The following is an 18,597-nucleotide window of genomic DNA, read 5'->3' as shown; positions in this document are numbered from 1 at the left end:
GGCTGCTTGCGTAGCCTGATCTGAACGACAGAATCGAATAATTCAGTGTCGACTATTTAGGCAATTTATTCATAGAGCGCAATTATTTTAACCTGGGCACTAAGGCCGACAGGAGGCTAGTTTTGTCGGGCAGGATTTGCTATCCATTGGTTCCGAACATCATGCGTCTTGCTACGAATTTTTTCGCGCCCGGCAGGCAGTCCAGTATCGTAAGTGCCGCCGCGCGCCCTGGTTTAAGCAGCAACAGATCATTGGAGAAAAGGCGCACTAATCCATCGGTAAAATGCATACCGGCACGGCGGTCAAGCAAACGCTGTTTGCGATAGTTGGCAAGCATGGCATCTGAACCAAGTGCCTCAGGTTCGCAATTAAGAATCACTTGCGCTAGTTCCCACGCGTCGCGCAGCCCCATGTTGAAACCTTGGCCGGCCACGGGATGCAGCGTCTGTGCGGCATTGCCGATCAATGCCGTGTGCGGAAGCGTGATTTCGGGTGCGCGCTTGAGCCGCAAGGGAAAGCAGGCGCGTTGCCCAATAGTTAAGAATTTTCCGGTTCGATCACCGAAGTGTTGATGCAGTTTGGCTAAAAAAGTTTCATCATTCCAGTGCAGCATTTCCTGCGCCATTTCCTGCACCGCGGTCCACACCAGTTCATAACCGTCCCTGAACGGCAGCAGTGCCAATGGCCCTTGCATAGTAAAGCGCTCAAACGCAGTGTCCGGCAGCGGGTGGGTGCAGGTGACATGAGCAATGACGGCACTTTGACCGTAATCGCGAATCTCCGGCGGATGGGTGGTTTCCAGCAACTTCCCGCCATCGGCCACAACAGCTAAATGAGCTTCCAGAAGGTGATCGTGCCCTGCATGCTGGTAGTTGATGGATGCGCCACTCGATGTGCTTTGTAGTTGCGTAACGGCAGCGCCAGTTAGACAAGTTGTTGTGCTCCCTTTTGAAGCACTTTGTAATGCGTTTTGCAATGTAGTGTAAGGTAACACGTAGCCCAGTTCTGGCACCTTGAGTTCCTCGGCGCGTAACAGGGTGCGGCCGAAAGAGTTTTTCTGTGAAACGTGGATAGTCTTGATCAACGAAACTTGAGTGATATCTTTCCATACGCTGAGTCTCTCCAGTAACTGACGGCTACCACTGGACAACGCCAAGGCACGAGGGTCAGCACTCACGTTTTCTACGTTGCGCGCTTCGAGCATGGTAATCCGCAATCCGCTGTCGCGCAGTGCGAGCATCAACGCAGTGCCAACCGGCCCTCCTCCGATAATCGCGACGTCGCATTGTGTATTCATGGTTGTCTCATCAAATCTTCAATAGCCGTTACAGTTTTAGGTGCAGCTTCGGTCAATACTTCGCAGCCCTGTGAAGTGATGGCTACATCATCTTCAATGCGGATACCGATGTTCCAGAATGCTTGTGGCACATCATCAGCTGGACGGATATAACAGCCCGGTTCGATAGTAAGTGTCATGCCGGGCTGCAGCGCGCGCCAATTATTGTCCAGTTTGTATGCGCCGACATCATGCACATCCATGCCGAGCCAGTGACCGGTACGATGCATGTAGAAGCGTTTGTAGCTACCGCTTTCCAACACGGCGTCGACGCTGCCATTGCATAGCTTAAGATCGACAAAGCCTTGCGCCAGCACGCGCAAGGCAGCGTCATGTGGGTCGTTCCAATGTGAGCCAGGATGTGCGACTGCAATGGCGGCGGCTTGCGCAGCCAACACCAACTCATATACGTCTTTTTGCGCCTCATTAAAACGACCATTTACCGGAAAGGTACGGGTTATGTCTGCCGCATAGCCATCAGTTTCGCACGCCGCATCTATCAGCAATAACTCGCCATCTTGTAATTGTGCGTTGTTACTGATGTAGTGCAATACACAAGCATTGACACCTCCGGCAACTATTGAGGTATAGGCGGGCGCTTGCGCACCGTTTTTGCGAAATTCGTGCAGCAACTCTGCCTCGATTTCATATTCCATTTTGCCGGGGCGAGTGGCGCGCATAGCGCGAATATGCGCAGCAGCCGAAATGGTGGCGGAGCGTCGCATGGCGGCAAGTTCGTCACTATCTTTAATTAAACGCATTTCATCAAGCAGCATGCGTATGTCATGAATTTCATTTGGCGCGGTTACGCCACTACGAACCTTTGTCTGCACACATGCGCGCAGTGCAAGGATGCGATCATCCCACGAAGCATGAGCGCCAAGCGGATGGAACAGTGCAGATTGGTTGCCCATCAGCTCGGTGAGCTTGTCATCCAGTTGTGCGATGGGGAATGCCGCATCAAAGCCAAATTTTTCTTTTGCGCCATCTGGTCCGTGGCGAAAGCCATCCCATATTTCGCGCTCCATATCTTTTGCGCGACAGAACAGAATGGACTGCGGTACAGCACCAGCAATCAGTACAAGTACTGCTTCCGGTTCATCAAAGCCAGTAAGGTAGTGAAAGTGGCTATCAAAACGATAGGGATAGTACGCGTCGCCATTGCGCAATACTTCCGGTGCGGTGGGAATAACAGCAATACCACGCTGCATCTGATTAATAAGGCGGTTACGGCGGCTGGCATAAAGAGAAGTATTAAACATGAGTAGTATTGTGTTGTGAACGTAATTCGTTGTCGAGTTTTTCAAGGCGATGAGGTGTTCCCACATCCAGCCAACGGCCCCTGTAATGTTCGCCGCCCACCTTGTTAAGTGCAATCTGGGCACGTAATAGTGGTGCTAATGGTGCAATGGTGCTACGTGGAATGCTAGCGAACATGCTGGGCTGATAAATTCCTATGCCACTGAAAGTAAATGCGGGTGTGTTATTGACTATTCTGCCACTGACTAAACCGAAATCTCCGTTGGGATTATGCGCAGGGTTATTGACTAACACCAGATGTGCGGTATCGCCGCTTGCATTGAGTGCAGCCGCACGTTCGGGTAGTTGAGCAACATCATAGTCGCAGTAAATGTCGCTATTAATGACGGCAAACGGCGCATCGCCCAATAATGGTAATGCATTAGCAATGCCGCCCGCTGTTTCAAGTGCAGGATTTTCCGCTGAGTAGTGGATGTGTATGCCGAACTGGCAACCATTGCCTAACGCAGCTTCGATTTGATTGCCGAGATGGGCGTGATTTATTACGAGGTCACAGATGCCCGCTCTCGCCATATTCTCGATATGCCACACAATGAGCGATTTGCCGCCAGCTTGTAATAAAGGCTTGGGTGTGTGGTCAGTGAGCGGACGCATGCGTTCACCACGTCCGGCGGCCAGCAGCATGGCTTTCAAAAAGTATACCCCACAACGGGTTGTTTTTTTTCTAGGGTATCCAGTAAGCGCAGTAGAGGCTTTAAATCCCCGTAGCGCTCGCAAGTGCGGCGCAAATATGCCATCACTAGCGGTAAGTCTTTCAGATAACCGTCTTTGTTGTCCCGGTGATACAGACGAGCAAAGACCCCCAGTACTTTTAAATGCCGCTGTACGCCCATCCATTCATAATCCAAGAAAAAATCGCTAAAGGAGCTGTGTACCGGCAAACCAGATTTGCGCGCTTTTTCCCAATAGCGAATCAGCCAGTCCAGCACTTCGGCTTCTTCCCAATGAATATAAGCATCTTTGAACAATGAAGCCAGGTCATAAGTGATAGGCCCATAGACTGCATCCTGAAAATCCAGTACACCTGGGTTAGGTGTACTGACCATCAAGTTACGTGAATGATAGTCACGATGAACAAACACGCGCGGCTGTGCCAAATTGTTCTGGAGAATGCGCTGAAACACGGTTTCTAATGTTGCGTTTTGTTTCTCGTCCAACTTGATCTGTAAATGTTTAGCGACATACCATTCTGGAAACAGGTTCATTTCGCGCATAAGTAGTGCTTTATCGTACTGTGGCAATTCAAATTCGCGGCTTGCTAGCTGAATAGTGATCAATGCATCGGTGGCGGCGCTGTATAGTTCGTGCGCATTGTTGGTATTAAGTGCTTGCAGGTAAGTAGTGCTGCCCAAATCAGTCAGCAACAGAAAGCCTTGTTCCAGATCCTGTGCCAGCACTTGCGGTACATGCACCCCCGCTGCACCAAATAGTTGGGCGATATGAATAAATGGACGACAATCTTCGTTTTGAGGCGGCGCATCCATTACTATCAGCGAGCGATCGGCGAAAGTAGCGCGAAAATAGCTGCGGAAGCTGGCATCGGCAGAAGCTGGCGAAATGTTGAATAAACTATCTGGAAACTTGCTATGAAGCCATGCTGTGATCTGTTGTTGACGTTTCATTATTGATTTTGGATTGCCTAAATCGTGGATTTGTGCGATTTTAGCACCTTAAATTCGTCGACCCATGTTCCATGCGTTTTCGCCTTTCCCCTATTGCGCTTTCCCTGCTCTGTACTTTCACGCCTATGGTTTATGCCGAAGGGGATGTTTTGCGGCTGAAGCTGGATCGTACCTTCGCGAATTTGCCAAAAAGCGACGAAGATACACCTGCTTTCATTTCGGCACAGCGTTTGGAAGGCCAGACAGCGAATGAGATCGTTGCTAGCGGCAAGGTTGAGATGCGTAAGCGCGGGCAGACTATATTCGCCGATCGTGTGGTGTACCAGCAAAACAGCAAAGAATTGGTTGCCGAGGGCGCAGTGCGCATAGAACAAAACGGCATCCAGATGCAGGGCCCGCGTGTGGAGCTCAATCTGGATACGAACATCGGCAATATGACGAAGCCAGTATTTAAGTTCGCCGTCAACGATTCGCGGGGGAAAGCCGACATTCTGCATATGAAGGGCCAACAGAGCTACTCAGTGCAGAATGTAGAATATACCATGTGCCCCATAGGCGACGACGACTGGGTGCTGAAGGCGAGCGAACTGGAAATCGATAGCGACCGCCAAGTAGGGGTGGCACGCAACGCCCGCGTGGAGTTTTTGGGTGTGCCAATTTTGTATACGCCGTGGATGGACTTTTCGCTCAGTGAAAAGCGTCAATCTGGTTTTCTTGGCCCGGTGTTCGGTAGTACGGCAAGGAGTGGTAGTGAAGTAGCGATGCCCTATTACTTGAACCTCGCCCCCAACCGTGATGCAACCATTGAGCCGCGTGCAATGGCCAAGCGTGGCTTGATGGTTAACAACGAACTTCGCTATCTGGGTACAAATTATGCCGGTCAGGCACGTTTGGATATATTGCCTGACGATGCGCTTACTAAAACCACACGTTTGCGGTCATCGTTCCAGCATGCTCAAAACTTTGGTTATGGGTTGAGCGCATCGGCAAACCTCAACTACGTATCAGACGATGCTTATTTCCGTGATCTGTCGAACACGTTGAGCGATACGTCGTTAACCAATCTGGTGCGTGAAGGTGTACTGTCCTATAGCGGTAGTTGGTGGAATGCCTCAGCGCGGATGCAGAGCTATCAAACCATACAAGATCCGGCTGTGCCAGTGATAGAACCCTATCGCCGTTTGCCACAAATAACCTTAGGTGCGGAACGTCAGTTGGCTGGTGGAAATATGGCGCTTACCGGAGAATTTGTAAGTTTCAGCCATCCCACTGCTGTTAATGGGCAGCGCTTGATAATGTATCCCAGTTTCAGCTATCCGCTGATGACCACCCCATCATTTTATTTGACTCCAAAAATGGGCGTACACCACACTGATTATTCGTTGGGTGCAAACAATTCGGCGGGGCTACCTGATGCAAGCCGCACCTTGCCGATTGTCAGTCTGGATAGCGGCATAGCGCTGGAACGCGATTGGAAGGTGGGGGAAAGTGAGTATTTGCAGACGCTAGAGCCACGCGCTTATTTCTTATACATTCCATATCGCAATCAAAGCCTGCTGCCGAATTTTGACACAGCCCAGGCCGACTTTAACTTTGCCCAAATATTCACAGAGAACCGTTTTTTCGGTAGCGATCGTATTGGTGATGCCAAACAAGTAACGCTGTCGCTTACTTCGCGTTTGCTTGATGCGAATAGTGGCGCAGAAAGGTTGCGCGTAGCCATAGGTCAGCGCTTCAGCTTTAAGACACCGTTGGTAAAGCTGGCGGGCTCCGAGGAAGGCACCAACAACAAATCGGATATTTTGCTTGCTGTTTTAGGCCAGATTACTCCCAAGTGGTCGCTGAACAGCGCCTTTCAGTACAACCCCAATCAAGCGCGCGGAGAGAAATTAAACGTGGGCGCGCGTTACCAGCCGGAAAGTGGCAAAGTACTCAACCTGGGTTACCGGTTTACGCGTACTAGCCTGAAACAAATGGACATATCCACGCAGTGGCCATTGTCGAGTCGTTGGAGTGCAATGGCACGCTGGAATTTCTCTTTGAAGGATAGCCGTGTTTTGGAGCTGCTGGCTGGGCTCGAGTATAATGCTTGCTGTTGGACGACAAGAATAGTGGCACAACGTTTTGCGACAGCCACCAATGAACTTTCGACCGGTATCTTTGTTCAATTGGAATTGAGTGGCCTAGTCAGAATAGGCGCAAATCCTTTGAATGCGTTGCGTCAAAGTATTGCCGGCTTTACAAAATTGAACGAACCCGTAGCTGTTAGTCCAGAGCAGGGATTACATTAACAAGTTTTCACTTAGGAATAAAGATTATTATGCTGCATATCAAGTTGATGCTAGCACTCCTTTTGTCAATAGCCTGCATGGTAAACGGCTACGCCGCTGGTGTGCAGGAAAATCCCGGCGCAACGAACAAAATCAAGTTGAAAGCCACACCCAAATCCAAAGCTACAGCCAAAGCTACAGCCAAAGCCACAACTGCCGTTGCTGAAGTGCCTGCATCAGGCGTAGCGCAAGAAAATACGTCGAAAATTCAGGCCTCACTGCCTGCAATTGATGAGCCAGTTGCTGAAATAACTGAAAAAATATCGCCTCCAAGTAAAACCATACCGCCTGGTGATGATTTGCAACCGAAAGAAACTACGTCGCAAATTCAGGTCGCGCTGCCAGCAGCTGATGAGCCAGTCGCTGACATAACTGAAAAAATATCACCTCCAAATAAAACTATACCGCCTGGCGATGATTTGCAACCAATTGATGCACCGAAAGAAACTACGTCGCAAACTCAGGCCACATTGCCAGCAGCTGATGAGCCAGTCGCTAACATACCTGAAAAAATATCGTCTCCCAATAAAACTATACCGCTTGGCGAAGATTTGCAACCAGTTGATGCAACAAAAGAAACTACATCGCAAACTCAGCGTATATTGATCGATAAAATTGTCGCAGTGGTAAACAACGATGCAATTACCCGCTATGAACTTGAAGACCGGCTCAGCATTGTAGAGCGCCAGTTAAAAAAGCAGGGCACAACGTTACCTGACACAGAAATGTTGAGAAAACAGATACTGGAACGAATGATCATGGAAATGCTGCAAGCTCAATTTGCTAAGGAAACCGGTATCCGCATTAATGATGTCCAACTCGACAAAACCATGCAGCGTATCGCACAGGAAAACCAATATTCCTCATTGGCCGAATTTCGCGCCCAGCTGGAGCAGGAAGGAGTGGACTTCAGCAAATTTCGAGAAGAAATTCGTGGCGAAATGATTAATGCTCGTCTGCGTGAACGCGAAGTGGACAGTAAACTGGTGATTAGTGAGGGCGAGATCGAAAGTTATCTGAATACTCAGGCCAAGAAATTGGGTAATGATGAGGAATTCCTTTTGGCACATATTTTGATACTGGTGCCGGAACAGGCCGATGCCAAAACAATCCGAGCAACCCGGTTACGTGCCGAGCAAGCCTTGGAACAATTGCGCGATGGCGCGGAATTCGCTCAGGTAACGGCTGGATTTTCTGATGCCCAAGACGCCTTGCAAGGCGGTAATCTGGGCTGGCGATCGGCTGATCGCACGCCGTCTATTTTTATGGACGAACTGAAAAAAATGGTTCCCGGCGAGACCAGCCCAGTATTCCGCAGCCCTAACGGTTTCCACATCCTCAGGCTACTTGATAAACGCAGCAAAGCAAATTCTGTGCTAATCACACAGACCCAAGTACGGCACATTCTGATCAAAACCAGCGAACTAGTACCAGAGAATGAGGCCAGGAACCGTCTGTTGGTTATCAAACAGAACATAGAGGATGGCGCCTCTTTCCCCGAGCAGGCCAAGCTATATTCCGAGGACGGCAGTGCTGCGAAGGGTGGCGATTTGGGTTGGATTTCGCCCGGCGACACGGTACCTGAATTTGAATCCGCGATTAATCAATTAGAGATCGGGCAGATGAGTAGCGCCGTGCAAACCACTTTCGGCTGGCATCTGATTCAGGTATTAGATCGCCGCAACGCCGATATCAGTGAGAAACAAAAAAATCAGCAGGCGCAAATGGCGATACGTGCCGATAAATCCGAAACTGCATATCAGGACTGGCTGCGCCAGTTACGTGACGGGGCTACTATCGAGTACCGCCCTGAAAAAGTAATCTAATGGCACAGGTCACGTTGTTGGCAGTTACCGCCGGTGAACCTGCTGGCATTGGCCCCGACTTATGTCTGCAATTAGCCCACCATGAGCAGGCACTGGTGCTGTTGGCCGACAAGCACTTACTGCAACAGCGTGCGGACCTGCTTGGGCTAAATATTCAATGGCATGATTATGATCCGCAGCAAATATCTCCTCTGCCAACCGGGCATTTGCGCGTGCTGCATCTGCCAACGGCAGAACCCGTTCAGGCCGGTCAACTGAATTCAGCCAACAGTCGCCATGTACTCAATCTGCTAATCCGCGCGATGCAAGGCTGCCAGTCGGGCGAATTCGCTGGCATGGTCACCCTGCCTGTACACAAAGGCATCATCAACGATGCGGGCATTCCATTCACGGGACACACTGAATTTCTAGCGGAACACTTACATGCCGAGCAAGAGGTCATGATGCTTGTGGGCGGTGGCCTGCGTGTAGCGCTAGCTACCACTCACCTGCCTTTGCGGCAGGTAGCTGATGCAATCAAACCTGCATTATTGGAAAGCGTGCTGCACGTTATTCAACGTGATCTTAAGCGGCGTTTCGGCATTGCCAAGCCTCGCATTCTGGTTGCCGGTCTCAATCCTCATGCAGGTGAGGGAGGCTATCTTGGACGCGAAGAAATCGACATCATGATTCCAGTGCTGGATCGGTTACGTGCGCAAGGTATGGATGTCAGCGAACCCTTACCTGCCGACACACTTTTTACCCCGCAACGGCTTGCGCAATGCGACTGCGTGCTGGCCATGTACCACGACCAAGGGCTGCCGGTATTAAAGTACGCCAGCTTCGGACGAGGTGTGAATGTAACGCTGGGCCTGCCCATCATTAGAACCTCCGTGGATCATGGTACGGCGCTGGAGCTGGCCGGTAGCGGGCGCGCAGAGGCGGGCAGTTTGCTAGAAGCCATTCAAATGGCGGCAGATATGGCGCAACACGAAAGACTACATGATCCAGCCCTTCCTTGATCGAGAGATCGTTATACTCGCACAAGCAATGACCCAGATTTTTTTGACTGGATTTCCACTTTCGTAAGAATGAGACTGTCCTGGTACTCCCATGCATAAAGCACGCAAAAGATTCGGCCAAAACTTCCTGGTGGATGAACATATCATCGCCGACATCGTCCGAGCGATCCGCCCGGAAGCAACCGATATCATGGTGGAAATTGGCCCCGGCCTGGGTGCGCTGACGCGTCCTTTGCTGCAGGGGCTTAATCAACTGCACGTAGTGGAAATCGATCGCGACATTATCGCGCACCTGGAAAAAGACTACCCTCAGGATAAGCTGACCATTCATGCAGGAGACGCACTTAAATTTGACCTGGCGCAATTGCCTGCGCCCTTGCGTATTATCGGTAATTTGCCCTATAACATTTCTTCGCCGTTGTTATTCCACTTTTCAGATTACTGCGAACGCATACACGACATGCACTTTATGTTGCAGAACGAAGTTGTGGAGCGCATGGTAGCTGAACCCTCAACCCCAGCCTATGGTCGCTTGTCAGTGATGCTGCAATACCGTTTCCACATGGAAAAATTACTCGACGTTCCGCCGGAATCTTTTCGGCCCTCACCCAAAGTGAATTCCGCCATTGTGCGCATGATCCCGCTGCCAGCGAGCGAAGTGCTGGTGCAAAACAAAAAATTATTTGCACAAATTGTCGCCGCAGCCTTCGGGCAACGGCGCAAAACCCTCCGTAATACGCTCAAGGCCTATTTGACGGAGGATGATTTCGTCCGACTAGGAATTGATGCGCAACTGCGCGCGGAAAACCTGGGAGTAGCGGAGTTTGCTCGCATCACCAATGAATCTAGTTGACGAGACCAGAGTCTTAGTTTGGATAATGGAAAAATAAATGTCCACTGGGACTTGTCGACCATAACAACTTGTCTTGAAATATTTTAAGAACTGATCACCATTATGGATAGGATCAATAGTTTTATAAGATGCCGGTAGTACCGCCGTACCAATTAAAAAAGGACTTTCAGTTTTTTATTTGAAAATCCATTATTAATTGGTACGCCCGGAGCGGTAATTCTGGGCGCTGGCAAATAGTTATTCTAACGCCTTAGTAGACTTCCTAGTCCAGATAAATTTGTAACTAAATAATCTACTTAGCCGCCCCATCTTCCCTTAATGTTAACTATTTACCGTGGCAATTTTTGAATTTTTTTCCGCTTTGACACGGGCAAGGGTCATTTTGGCCTATATTGCCAAAACGTTTGACGATCTGATTTCGCTTTTCTGAAATGTCGGCCGTTGTTATAAGTTGGTCAATCTTTCGTTTATAGACATCATCTAAAAAAAGTGTTGGGCTCCAACCCTCAATAAATTTATTCACAATATAGCTATCTATTGCAGAGCTTGCTACGCCAGCCACTGGGTATATAAGTCCCAATACATTCGGGTAGATAAACCGTGCAAACTTCATAAATTGTGATTGCTTAGCGCCTTTGTTCATTAACGTTTGCAATATCTTTTGTTCATCATAATCCGTGGACGAATACCATTTTCTGAATAATCCGCCGTTAAAAGTATTTCTACACGCAATAATTTCTTCCATCGTAATGGTGCGATTTTTGTAGAGAGAAAATAAATCTGGAATACCTTTTACTGAAGAGATTTTTGAGAACGGCGAGATGCTGTCTTTTCGGGCGAGTGGTACTAAAGAACCTAGTTTAATTTCCAAGTATTGCTTGACGAACCCGTCTTGAACTACAGAATCAATTGCCAACTCAATCTGTAGCATTAAACTGTTAGTGACAGCGGAAACTCTAAGTAATTTGTTGGCATCAATCGGATTGACGTCATTAGTTGAAGTTGTTGTTATACCAAGAGTCGAAAAGGTTCCTCTTAATAAATCACTGTTTAAGTCAGAATCTATAAGCTTATAAAATTCTTTAGAAATAATTATTTTTGCGTTGTCGGTGTATTGAATTAGCAGGGACTTTGTTTTGACATCGATTCCTGCCAAGGAACTGATGTTTTTTTCAAATCTCTGCATTTGATCTATTTGTGGAATTACTCCACCTAAGCGCATCGTCCCAGAAGCACTGTCGTCTGCCCATATCGCACTTGTTTGTGGCTCTATAACAACCTTAATTATTTTACTGTCAAGTAATTTTAGGGTGTCAGCGATCCCAATAGTGTATAAAAGAACTCGAAAATCAGCTAGCCTTAAAAAAATTTCATCATGAATAATTAAACTGGTAAAGAAGGACGACAACCCACTTTCTAAAAGTTCTTTATATTCATATCGAGAGTCATATCCAACTTGAAACGATGCTATGTTTTTTTCATCACCTTCCAAAGCTACTTGACACAAAATAGTTTTACTTGGGAAATTTTGTATAAGAATTTTTGTCATTTAATACTTGTGTATAGAGGTTGCACAGCAATAACAGTTTCCCCGTCCAAGTAACATGGGGGGCTATAAATGCATCAGGCAGAATCTAGCATCAAAATACTCATACTACTAGCAAGAAAAATAATGGGTCAAGTTACTTTATTTATAATAAATTTACAGGCGTATCCCACTTCATTCGTCAATTTGACGTCCTTGCTTAATTGCGTTATTGACCAAACAGGTGATACGGCTGACTGAGCCTGAATGTTCAAGTCCAAAGTATCGTGATATGTTCAACTAAATGAAATAATGTCCAACATCTGATCCCTCTCCATAACCATCAACTATTTGCCCACTCTAATTCAGAGCTGCCATTCCCCGCATGCACTAAGTTAATGAGCAGTTCGTTACAGTGGTATTTCATGCAGGTGTCGAACCTAACGAACTTGGCTACAAACGAAATATCATTCACTTGCCAAGGTGCTTGTCGGCCAAGCGCCATGCCAAATAAAATAGGTGCGTTCATAATCGTATTGCCCATTACAAATCACATAGAGCCGAAATCGAAATTTTAGCTATACTTTGCAACAGCAGTGTACGTTGTCCGATTGAATAACCATAACGGAGATCAGCATGGTGGAGTCTACTTTGGTGTTGGCAGCGAGTGCATTACAGCGGCGCGCTTTTCTCAAGTTGCTCAGGCAGGTGGGGACCTTGGGCGCTGCAAGCGCATTCGGCAGTACGGCTTTGGCGGCACTTGCTGGAGAATCCGGTAGTGTCACGCTGCCGTTCGAAAATGGTGAGCGTGAACTCGTCGCCTACCCGCAAAAGCGCCCGCTGATCTTGCTCACTGCGCGCCCGCCACAGTTGGAAACCCCATTCAGCGTATTCAAAGAAGGGGTGATTACGCCCAACGATGCCTTCTTCGTACGCTATCACTGGAGCGACATTCCCACCTCGATTGATGCGTTGAGCTATCGGTTGCGCATCGGTGGCAACGTCAACACTCCGCTCGACTTGTCGCTTGCCGATCTCAAGCAAATGGCCGACGCGGTCGACCTGGTCGCTGTCAACCAGTGTTCCGGTAACAGCCGAGCGCACTTTACGCCGCGTATCAATGGCGGCCAGCTCTCAAACGGAGCCATGGGTAACGCACGCTGGACCGGTATCCCGCTGCGTAAGGTGCTGGAAAAGGCGGGCGTGAAAGCAGGTTCAGTGCAGGTCGCATTCAATGGTCTTGATGCACCACCCGTAGGTGATGGGCCTGATTTCATAAAGGCACTTAATATCGATCACGCGCTCGATGGTGAAGTCATGCTGGCGTGGCAAATGAACGGTGCCGACCTTCCGCTGTTGAACGGCTATCCATTGCGGCTGATCGTCCCCGGTTACTACGGTACTTATTGGGTGAAGCACTTGTCCGACATTACAGTAACCGACAAGGTATTCGATGGGTTCTGGATGAGTAAGGCTTATCGCATCCCAGACAATCAGTGCGCCTGTATTGAGCCGGAAAAAGAGCCCGTCAAGACCACACCGATCAATCGTATGAACGTGCGCTCGTTCGTGACCAGCCTGACAGATGGCATGTATGTCTGGAATGGACGCCCGGCCACCGTGCGCGGGATCGCTTTTGATGGCGGGTACGGCGTGGCCGAGATTGCGTTTTCGGCCGACGGTGGCAAGAACTGGCAAACCGCCCAGCTGGGCAAGGATTTGGGCAAGTATTCATTCCGCGAATGGAGCGCGACATTCACGCCAAAACACAGCGGGAAGCACGAATTGCTGGTACGTGCGGTCAACCGGATAGGTCAGAGCCAACCGCTTAGCCCATTATTGAACCCTGATGGCTATATGCGCAATGTGGTCGAGTCGACCCACGTCGTTGCTGTTTAAGGAGAAGTGTATGAGAGACATCTTCGTTCGCATCGTGCTGGCGGTGAGCACCCTCGCACCATACTCTGCAATCGCCCTCGATATCCAGCTACCGCCTGAAACTGCGGTATTCAAGCCGAATGAACTGCCCGGCTACATACTGGCCCAACGCAATTGCACGATTTGCCACTCGGTTCATTACATACAGTCGCAGCCGCCCTCTTCACCGCGCGGCTATTGGGAGGCCACCGTCAAGAAAATGAAGGTGACATTTGGTGCGAAATTTGCAGACGAAGATATCCCTGTAATCGTCGACTATCTGGCCAAAACCTATGGCGCAGAACGCAGCGTCGGAACGACGAAACCAAACACAGCGGATAAACCGGCGATCGTCGCCCTCACGGCAACCTCTGCCCCGGCCGACGCGAAAGCCTTGCTCGCTGCTAACAACTGCATGGCATGCCATGCGATCGACAAAAAAATCGTAGGGCCAGCTTTCCGGGATGTGGCGGCGAAATATGCTTCTAATACAAAAGCGGCTGCGCTGGTAGCGCGCAACATCCGTGATGGCGGCTCCGGCAAATGGGGGGCGGTGCTAATGCCGTCTTTCAGGCAACTTAGCGAAGCTGAGGCCGATATCCTTGCACATTACGTCTTGTCTCAAGGAGACCTATAAAACCCAAGTTTGCGAGCCGCTGCTTTGAGCTTGTCTGCTTACCCCATTTGTTAACTAAACTTATCCCAAATTATCAAAAACCATTTTGACGGTTGGTGTCGGTTGTGTATAATGCGCGATTCTGTAAAACCGCATTTTAAGCGAGGTTGTTATGTACGCAGTAATCAAGACCGGTGGTAAGCAGTATCGTGTTGTTGCAGGCGAAACCTTGAAAATTGAAACTGTTACTGGTGAAGTCGGTAGTGCTATCGTGCTGGACAAGGTACTTATGGTCGGCAATGGCGACACTGTATCTGTTGGTCAACCTTTATTGACTGGCGCTACTGTCACGGCAACTATAGTCGCGAATGGCCGTGGCGAGAAGATCAAAATCTTCAAGATGCGTCGACGTAAACATTACCAAAAACATCAAGGTCACCGTCAAAACTTCACAGAGATCCGCATTGACGGTATTTCAGCGTAATATTGAGGGAGAAGAAACATGGCATCAAAAAAAGGTGGTGGAAGTACCAGTAACGGTCGCGATTCACACTCAAAACGCCTCGGCGTAAAGACTTTTGGCGGCCAATTAATTAGCGCTGGCAGCATTATCGTGCGTCAGCGCGGTACGCGATTCCATGCTGGTGAAAACGTTGGTATGGGCAAGGATCACACTTTGTTTGCGAAGATTGCTGGCAAAGTAGAGTTCGCCGTTAAAGGAGCACATAGACGCAAGACTATCTTTGTGGTTCCAGCTTAAGTACTCCTAGCTAAGTATAATGAGCCCTATCGCGAGGTAGGGCTTTTTTATTTGCAGGGATATAGCAGACACATGAAATTCATTGACGAATCAAAAATTGAAGTTTTTGCAGGCGCGGGCGGCAACGGTGCGGCCAGCTTTCGGCGTGAAAAATTTATCGACAAGGGTGGCCCAGATGGTGGGGATGGCGGCTGGGGCGGCAGTGTGTATGCGCTAGCAGACCGTAACATCAATACTCTGGTGGATTATCGTTTTGCGCGACATCACCGCGCGCGCAATGGTGAACCTGGTCGCGGTGCAGACTGCTACGGTAAAGGTGCGGAAGATATTGTATTGCGCATGCCAGTTGGCACAGTTATCACTGACATTGAAACCGGTGAAATGATTGCTGACCTGGATCACGATGGACAAAAAGCATTGCTCGCCCAAGGTGGCAAAGGTGGCTTAGGCAATCTGCACTTTAAATCCAGCACCAACCGCGCCCCGCGTCAATGCACGCCAGGTGTTGAAGGTGAGCATCGTGAACTGCAATTAGAGTTGAAAGTACTCGCCGACGTGGGTTTGCTAGGGATGCCAAATGCAGGCAAGTCTACCTTCATTCGTGCAGTTTCTGCTGCCCGCCCTAAAATAGCCGATTATCCCTTTACCACGCTGCACCCGAACTTGGGTGTGGTGCGGGTGTCGCCCGAAAATAGCTTCATTATCGCCGACATTCCAGGCTTGATTGAAGGTGCTGCCGAAGGCGCTGGGCTGGGACACCAGTTTCTACGCCATTTGATGCGTACCCGTTTGCTACTTCACTTGGTTGACATTGCCCCGATGTATGAGGGAATCGATCCGGTGAGTGAAGCCCATTCAATTCTTAATGAACTGAAAAAATATGATGAAGCGCTGTATAACAAGCCGCGCTGGTTAATATTAAACAAGCTTGACCTGCTAGAAGATAAAGATGAAAAAGTGGCTGCTTTTCTGCAAGAGTTTGGCGACTATACGCGTTATTTTGCTATCTCCGCGATTAATGGCGAAGGCTGTAAAGAACTTTGCTATGCCATCATGGAGCATGTGGAGCAAGTCGCTAGACAGGAAGAATTGGCCAACGCCGAAAACGCTCAAAAAACCGATACCCCAATACTTTAATGCATCATGAAAACCATTCTGGCTCAGTGCAAACGCATCGTCGTCAAAGTTGGAAGCAGCCTGGTCACCAATCAGGGTGACGGACTTGATATCCCCGCAATCCGGAACTGGGCGCAGCAAATTGCTACGCTACGAGAAGATGGGCATAAAGTAGTATTGGTCTCCTCTGGCGCGATTGCTGAAGGCATGCAGCGACTAGGCTGGAAACAACGCCCCAGCGCCTTGCATGAATTGCAGGCAGCTGCTGCAGTTGGTCAGATGGGCTTGATACAAGTGTATGAAAGCTGCTTTAGTGCGCACGGCCTGCATACAGCACAAATATTGCTCACCCATGCCGACCTCGCCGATCGTGAGCGTTATCTCAACGCCCGGTCTACACTGCGCACGCTGCTGACCCTCGGTGTTATTCCTGTCATCAATGAAAATGACACCGTAGTTACCGATGAAATAAAATTTGGCGACAACGACACTCTAGGTGCGCTGGTTGCCAACCTGATTGAGGCTGATGCGCTTATTATCCTTACTGACCAGATCGGACTTTATACTGCCGACCCACGCAAGGATCCAAATGCTACGCTAGTCAGCTTAGCGCAGGCTGGCGATGAAAGGCTAGTAACCATGGCCGGGGGAGCAGGTAGCCACATCGGGAGCGGCGGAATGCTCACCAAAGTGCTCGCCGCGAAACGTGCTGCGCGTAGCGGTGCGCATACTGTGATCGCATCTGGCCATGAAATAGATGTGTTGCCACGCCTGATGCGTGGCAACAGTATCGGCACGCTGCTGGAAGCGCAACCTTTACCTCTGACTGCGCGCAAACAATGGCTGGCGGATCATCTGCAAATCAGCGGCAAGGTGACGTTGGACGCTGGCGCAGCGCATGCGCTGCGTAACGAAGGCAAAAGCCTGCTACCGATCGGTATTACCAACGTGAGTGGGAAATTCGAGCGCGGCACAGTGGTCGCCATTTTAGATATGAATGGACAAGAAATCGCACGCGGCTTGGTTAACTACAATGCTATGGAAACGCGCCGCATCGCCGGCCATTCCAGTAATGAAATCGAATCCCTCTTGGGCTATGTTGATGAGCCAGAGCTGATACATCGAGACAACTTGATTATATTGTGAGCAACAAGAGAAATTTATTGCGCCAACTGGCTCACTGATATTTCAGTACTTGGCTTTGTCAGCATGTCCATGGATACGCCACCCAGAATTATTGGAGTCAATAATTGAATCAATATTATTCTGAACGCCTGTATTCGGCTTTAGGGTATCGTGCTCCCATCGAGTTCGAGAATCAGGCAGATTAACCATGGAGTGTCCACTTTTTCGTAGGCGCTCTCTAGACCGCTATTGACCATGAACGGACATCACCATTAACGAAAAACTCAGTTTCCCATAATTTTACCGCTCTGTTTACCTGCAAACCAGCATTCTAGAAACTCTATACACTGAACGAGTTTCGCCGGTACAAGATGTCGAGCAGGATATAAAGCATAGAGTGTTAGGCTGGGTTTTTTTGAATCCGGCAGCACTTCAATAACTTCGCCTTTCATCAGCGTTTCTCGACAGACAAAGTCCGGGATAAAGCCAATGCCGAGGCCCTTTTTAATTGCCTCCATCATAAAGATCGTACTGTTAACACGCAGTGTCCCTTGAATAGGAATACCATCTTCTATCGGCCAGACGTTCTTGCCCTGAAAGTAGCTATACACAAAGCAATTATGATCTTTCAAGTCACGCGGCAGGATAATGGCGGGGTGCGTTTCAAGATACTGGGGCGAGGCAAGAACTCGGTAATTGAAATCGACCAGCGGTCTGCCAACATAGATCGAATCAATCAGACGGCTCGATGCGCGGAAGCCTAAATCAAAACCCTCTTTCACTAGGTCAACGCTCTCATCACCGAGGTGAATATCCAATTCAATGTCGGGATAAACCCGCATGAAATCTGCAAACAAGGATGATAGGTGAGTAATACCTAGCGCCATGGGTGCATTGATCTTTAGTTTGCCGCGAGGGTACTGCTGTAGATCTTCTACAAAATTGTCAGCGTCATCGAGCTTTGCCAATATCTCTCTAGCCCGTCGTAAATAAACTTCGCCAACATGAGTCAGCTGAATATTACGGGTTGAGCGATGCAGCAAGCGCGCGCCCAGTTCGTCCTCGAGACGGCTGATCTCTTTGCTGACCATGGATTTCGAAGCATTGATCTGCTCGGCTACTCGGGTAAAGCTTCCTAGGTCTGCCAGCCTGACAAACAAGCGAATCGCTCGTAGCTTATCCATCAATGAAGCCTTTGCCCGACTGATACGCAGAGTGACAGGTGGGGTGACACAATCATATTTATTTCC

Annotated in this window: 17 protein-coding genes; 10 read left to right on the top strand and 7 right to left on the bottom strand. The window is 49.2% G+C overall.

Annotated features, from left to right (window positions below):
- Positions 1–139 precede the first annotated feature (139 nt).
- From MJ770_RS10535 to MJ770_RS10520, 4 genes are read right to left on the bottom strand one after another with little or no spacing between them, the layout of a single operon-like run.
- Positions 140–1,297 (bottom strand): FAD-dependent monooxygenase, encoded by a 1,158-nt coding sequence (locus MJ770_RS10535; RefSeq protein WP_239253808.1) that lies wholly within the window; start codon positions 1,295–1,297, stop codon positions 140–142.
- On the bottom strand, positions 1,294–2,598 hold the full coding sequence (gene pepP / locus MJ770_RS10530) for a Xaa-Pro aminopeptidase (RefSeq protein ID WP_239253802.1): 1,305 nt from the start codon (positions 2,596–2,598) through the stop codon (positions 1,294–1,296). The genes MJ770_RS10535 and pepP overlap by 4 nt, the downstream gene beginning before the upstream one ends.
- Entirely contained in the window at positions 2,591–3,280 is a 690-nt protein-coding gene (gene murU / locus MJ770_RS10525) for an N-acetylmuramate alpha-1-phosphate uridylyltransferase MurU (RefSeq protein WP_305855795.1), read from the bottom strand. The genes pepP and murU overlap by 8 nt, the downstream gene beginning before the upstream one ends.
- A 5-nt stretch (positions 3,281–3,285) precedes the next feature.
- A complete protein-coding gene (locus tag MJ770_RS10520; RefSeq protein ID WP_239253789.1) occupies positions 3,286–4,278 on the bottom strand; it encodes an aminoglycoside phosphotransferase family protein in 993 nt (330 codons plus the stop codon).
- Between the two features lie 71 nt (positions 4,279–4,349).
- On the opposite strand from MJ770_RS10520, the gene MJ770_RS10515 reads away from it, so the two are divergent.
- From MJ770_RS10515 to rsmA, 4 genes are all read left to right on the top strand, one after another.
- Positions 4,350–6,569 carry an LPS-assembly protein LptD gene (locus MJ770_RS10515; RefSeq protein WP_239253777.1) on the top strand — a complete coding sequence of 740 codons (2,220 nt, stop codon included), beginning with the start codon at positions 4,350–4,352 and terminating at the stop codon, positions 6,567–6,569.
- A 29-nt stretch (positions 6,570–6,598) separates the two neighbouring features.
- Entirely contained in the window at positions 6,599–8,434 is a 1,836-nt protein-coding gene (locus tag MJ770_RS10510; protein ID WP_239253771.1) for a peptidylprolyl isomerase, read from the top strand.
- On the top strand, positions 8,434–9,435 hold the full coding sequence (gene pdxA / locus MJ770_RS10505; protein ID WP_239253763.1) for a 4-hydroxythreonine-4-phosphate dehydrogenase PdxA: 1,002 nt from the start codon (positions 8,434–8,436) through the stop codon (positions 9,433–9,435). The genes MJ770_RS10510 and pdxA overlap by 1 nt, the downstream gene beginning before the upstream one ends.
- Before the next feature lie 91 nt (positions 9,436–9,526).
- Positions 9,527–10,288, top strand: coding sequence for a 16S rRNA (adenine(1518)-N(6)/adenine(1519)-N(6))-dimethyltransferase RsmA (rsmA, locus tag MJ770_RS10500; RefSeq protein ID WP_239253761.1), 762 nt, complete (start codon positions 9,527–9,529; stop codon positions 10,286–10,288).
- Positions 10,289–10,613: 325 nt separating this feature from the next.
- Here rsmA and MJ770_RS10495 read toward each other — a convergent pair whose 3' ends face one another.
- Positions 10,614–11,837: an SEC-C metal-binding domain-containing protein gene (locus MJ770_RS10495; RefSeq protein WP_239253756.1), complete on the bottom strand. Its 1,224-nt coding sequence runs from the start codon at positions 11,835–11,837 to the stop codon at positions 10,614–10,616.
- A gap of 319 nt (positions 11,838–12,156) precedes the next feature.
- A complete protein-coding gene (locus MJ770_RS10490) occupies positions 12,157–12,342 on the bottom strand; it encodes a hypothetical protein (RefSeq protein ID WP_239253751.1) in 186 nt (61 codons plus the stop codon).
- A 107-nt stretch (positions 12,343–12,449) separates the two neighbouring features.
- Between MJ770_RS10490 and sorA the strand changes: the two genes are divergently transcribed.
- From sorA to proB, 6 genes are all read left to right on the top strand, one after another.
- Complete coding sequence (gene sorA / locus MJ770_RS10485) at positions 12,450–13,712, top strand: SorA family sulfite dehydrogenase catalytic subunit (RefSeq protein ID WP_239253749.1); 1,263 nt, start codon at positions 12,450–12,452, stop codon at positions 13,710–13,712.
- Positions 13,713–13,722: 10 nt separating this feature from the next.
- The gene (sorB, locus tag MJ770_RS10480) at positions 13,723–14,367 is read left to right on the top strand and encodes a SorB family sulfite dehydrogenase c-type cytochrome subunit (RefSeq protein ID WP_239253741.1); all 645 of its coding nucleotides are present in this window, start codon (positions 13,723–13,725) and stop codon (positions 14,365–14,367) included.
- A 151-nt stretch (positions 14,368–14,518) separates the two neighbouring features.
- Positions 14,519–14,830 carry a 50S ribosomal protein L21 gene (gene rplU / locus MJ770_RS10475; RefSeq protein ID WP_239253740.1) on the top strand — a complete coding sequence of 104 codons (312 nt, stop codon included), beginning with the start codon at positions 14,519–14,521 and terminating at the stop codon, positions 14,828–14,830.
- 18 nt (positions 14,831–14,848) lie between these two features.
- Positions 14,849–15,106, top strand: a complete 258-nt coding sequence (gene rpmA, locus MJ770_RS10470) for a 50S ribosomal protein L27 (protein ID WP_239253739.1) — start codon at positions 14,849–14,851, stop codon at positions 15,104–15,106.
- Positions 15,107–15,178: 72 nt separating this feature from the next.
- Entirely contained in the window at positions 15,179–16,243 is a 1,065-nt protein-coding gene (obgE, locus tag MJ770_RS10465) for a GTPase ObgE (protein ID WP_239253733.1), read from the top strand.
- Positions 16,244–16,249: 6 nt separating this feature from the next.
- The gene (gene proB, locus MJ770_RS10460) at positions 16,250–17,368 is read left to right on the top strand and encodes a glutamate 5-kinase (protein WP_239253731.1); all 1,119 of its coding nucleotides are present in this window, start codon (positions 16,250–16,252) and stop codon (positions 17,366–17,368) included.
- A gap of 263 nt (positions 17,369–17,631) precedes the next feature.
- On the opposite strand, the gene MJ770_RS10455 is transcribed toward proB, so the two are convergent.
- A complete protein-coding gene (locus tag MJ770_RS10455) occupies positions 17,632–18,531 on the bottom strand; it encodes a LysR family transcriptional regulator (protein ID WP_239253728.1) in 900 nt (299 codons plus the stop codon).
- Between the last annotated feature and the right edge of the window lie 66 nt (positions 18,532–18,597).

The sequence above is a fragment of the Candidatus Nitrotoga sp. M5 genome (assembly GCF_927904885.1).
GTDB lineage: Bacteria > Pseudomonadota > Gammaproteobacteria > Burkholderiales > Gallionellaceae > Nitrotoga.
The sequence above is the reverse complement of the archived record's forward strand: the minus strand, read 5'-3'. Positions and strand labels throughout refer to the sequence as shown.

What these genes read in the sequence shown, in the direction of transcription:
- MJ770_RS10535 (WP_239253808.1), bottom strand. Translation starts at nt 1,297, where the DNA reads ATGAATACACAATGCGACGTCGCGATTATCGGAGGAGGGCCGGTTGGC.
- pepP (WP_239253802.1), bottom strand. Translation starts at nt 2,598, where the DNA reads ATGTTTAATACTTCTCTTTATGCCAGCCGCCGTAACCGCCTTATTAAT.
- murU (WP_305855795.1), bottom strand. Translation starts at nt 3,280, where the DNA reads ATGCTGCTGGCCGCCGGACGTGGTGAACGCATGCGTCCGCTCACTGAC.
- MJ770_RS10520 (WP_239253789.1), bottom strand. Translation starts at nt 4,278, where the DNA reads ATGAAACGTCAACAACAGATCACAGCATGGCTTCATAGCAAGTTTCCA.
- MJ770_RS10515 (WP_239253777.1), top strand. Translation starts at nt 4,350, where the DNA reads ATGCGTTTTCGCCTTTCCCCTATTGCGCTTTCCCTGCTCTGTACTTTC.
- MJ770_RS10510 (WP_239253771.1), top strand. Translation starts at nt 6,599, where the DNA reads ATGCTGCATATCAAGTTGATGCTAGCACTCCTTTTGTCAATAGCCTGC.
- pdxA (WP_239253763.1), top strand. Translation starts at nt 8,434, where the DNA reads ATGGCACAGGTCACGTTGTTGGCAGTTACCGCCGGTGAACCTGCTGGC.
- rsmA (WP_239253761.1), top strand. Translation starts at nt 9,527, where the DNA reads ATGCATAAAGCACGCAAAAGATTCGGCCAAAACTTCCTGGTGGATGAA.
- MJ770_RS10495 (WP_239253756.1), bottom strand. Translation starts at nt 11,837, where the DNA reads ATGACAAAAATTCTTATACAAAATTTCCCAAGTAAAACTATTTTGTGT.
- MJ770_RS10490 (WP_239253751.1), bottom strand. Translation starts at nt 12,342, where the DNA reads ATGAACGCACCTATTTTATTTGGCATGGCGCTTGGCCGACAAGCACCT.
- sorA (WP_239253749.1), top strand. Translation starts at nt 12,450, where the DNA reads ATGGTGGAGTCTACTTTGGTGTTGGCAGCGAGTGCATTACAGCGGCGC.
- sorB (WP_239253741.1), top strand. Translation starts at nt 13,723, where the DNA reads ATGAGAGACATCTTCGTTCGCATCGTGCTGGCGGTGAGCACCCTCGCA.
- rplU (WP_239253740.1), top strand. Translation starts at nt 14,519, where the DNA reads ATGTACGCAGTAATCAAGACCGGTGGTAAGCAGTATCGTGTTGTTGCA.
- rpmA (WP_239253739.1), top strand. Translation starts at nt 14,849, where the DNA reads ATGGCATCAAAAAAAGGTGGTGGAAGTACCAGTAACGGTCGCGATTCA.
- obgE (WP_239253733.1), top strand. Translation starts at nt 15,179, where the DNA reads ATGAAATTCATTGACGAATCAAAAATTGAAGTTTTTGCAGGCGCGGGC.
- proB (WP_239253731.1), top strand. Translation starts at nt 16,250, where the DNA reads ATGAAAACCATTCTGGCTCAGTGCAAACGCATCGTCGTCAAAGTTGGA.
- MJ770_RS10455 (WP_239253728.1), bottom strand. Translation starts at nt 18,531, where the DNA reads ATGGATAAGCTACGAGCGATTCGCTTGTTTGTCAGGCTGGCAGACCTA.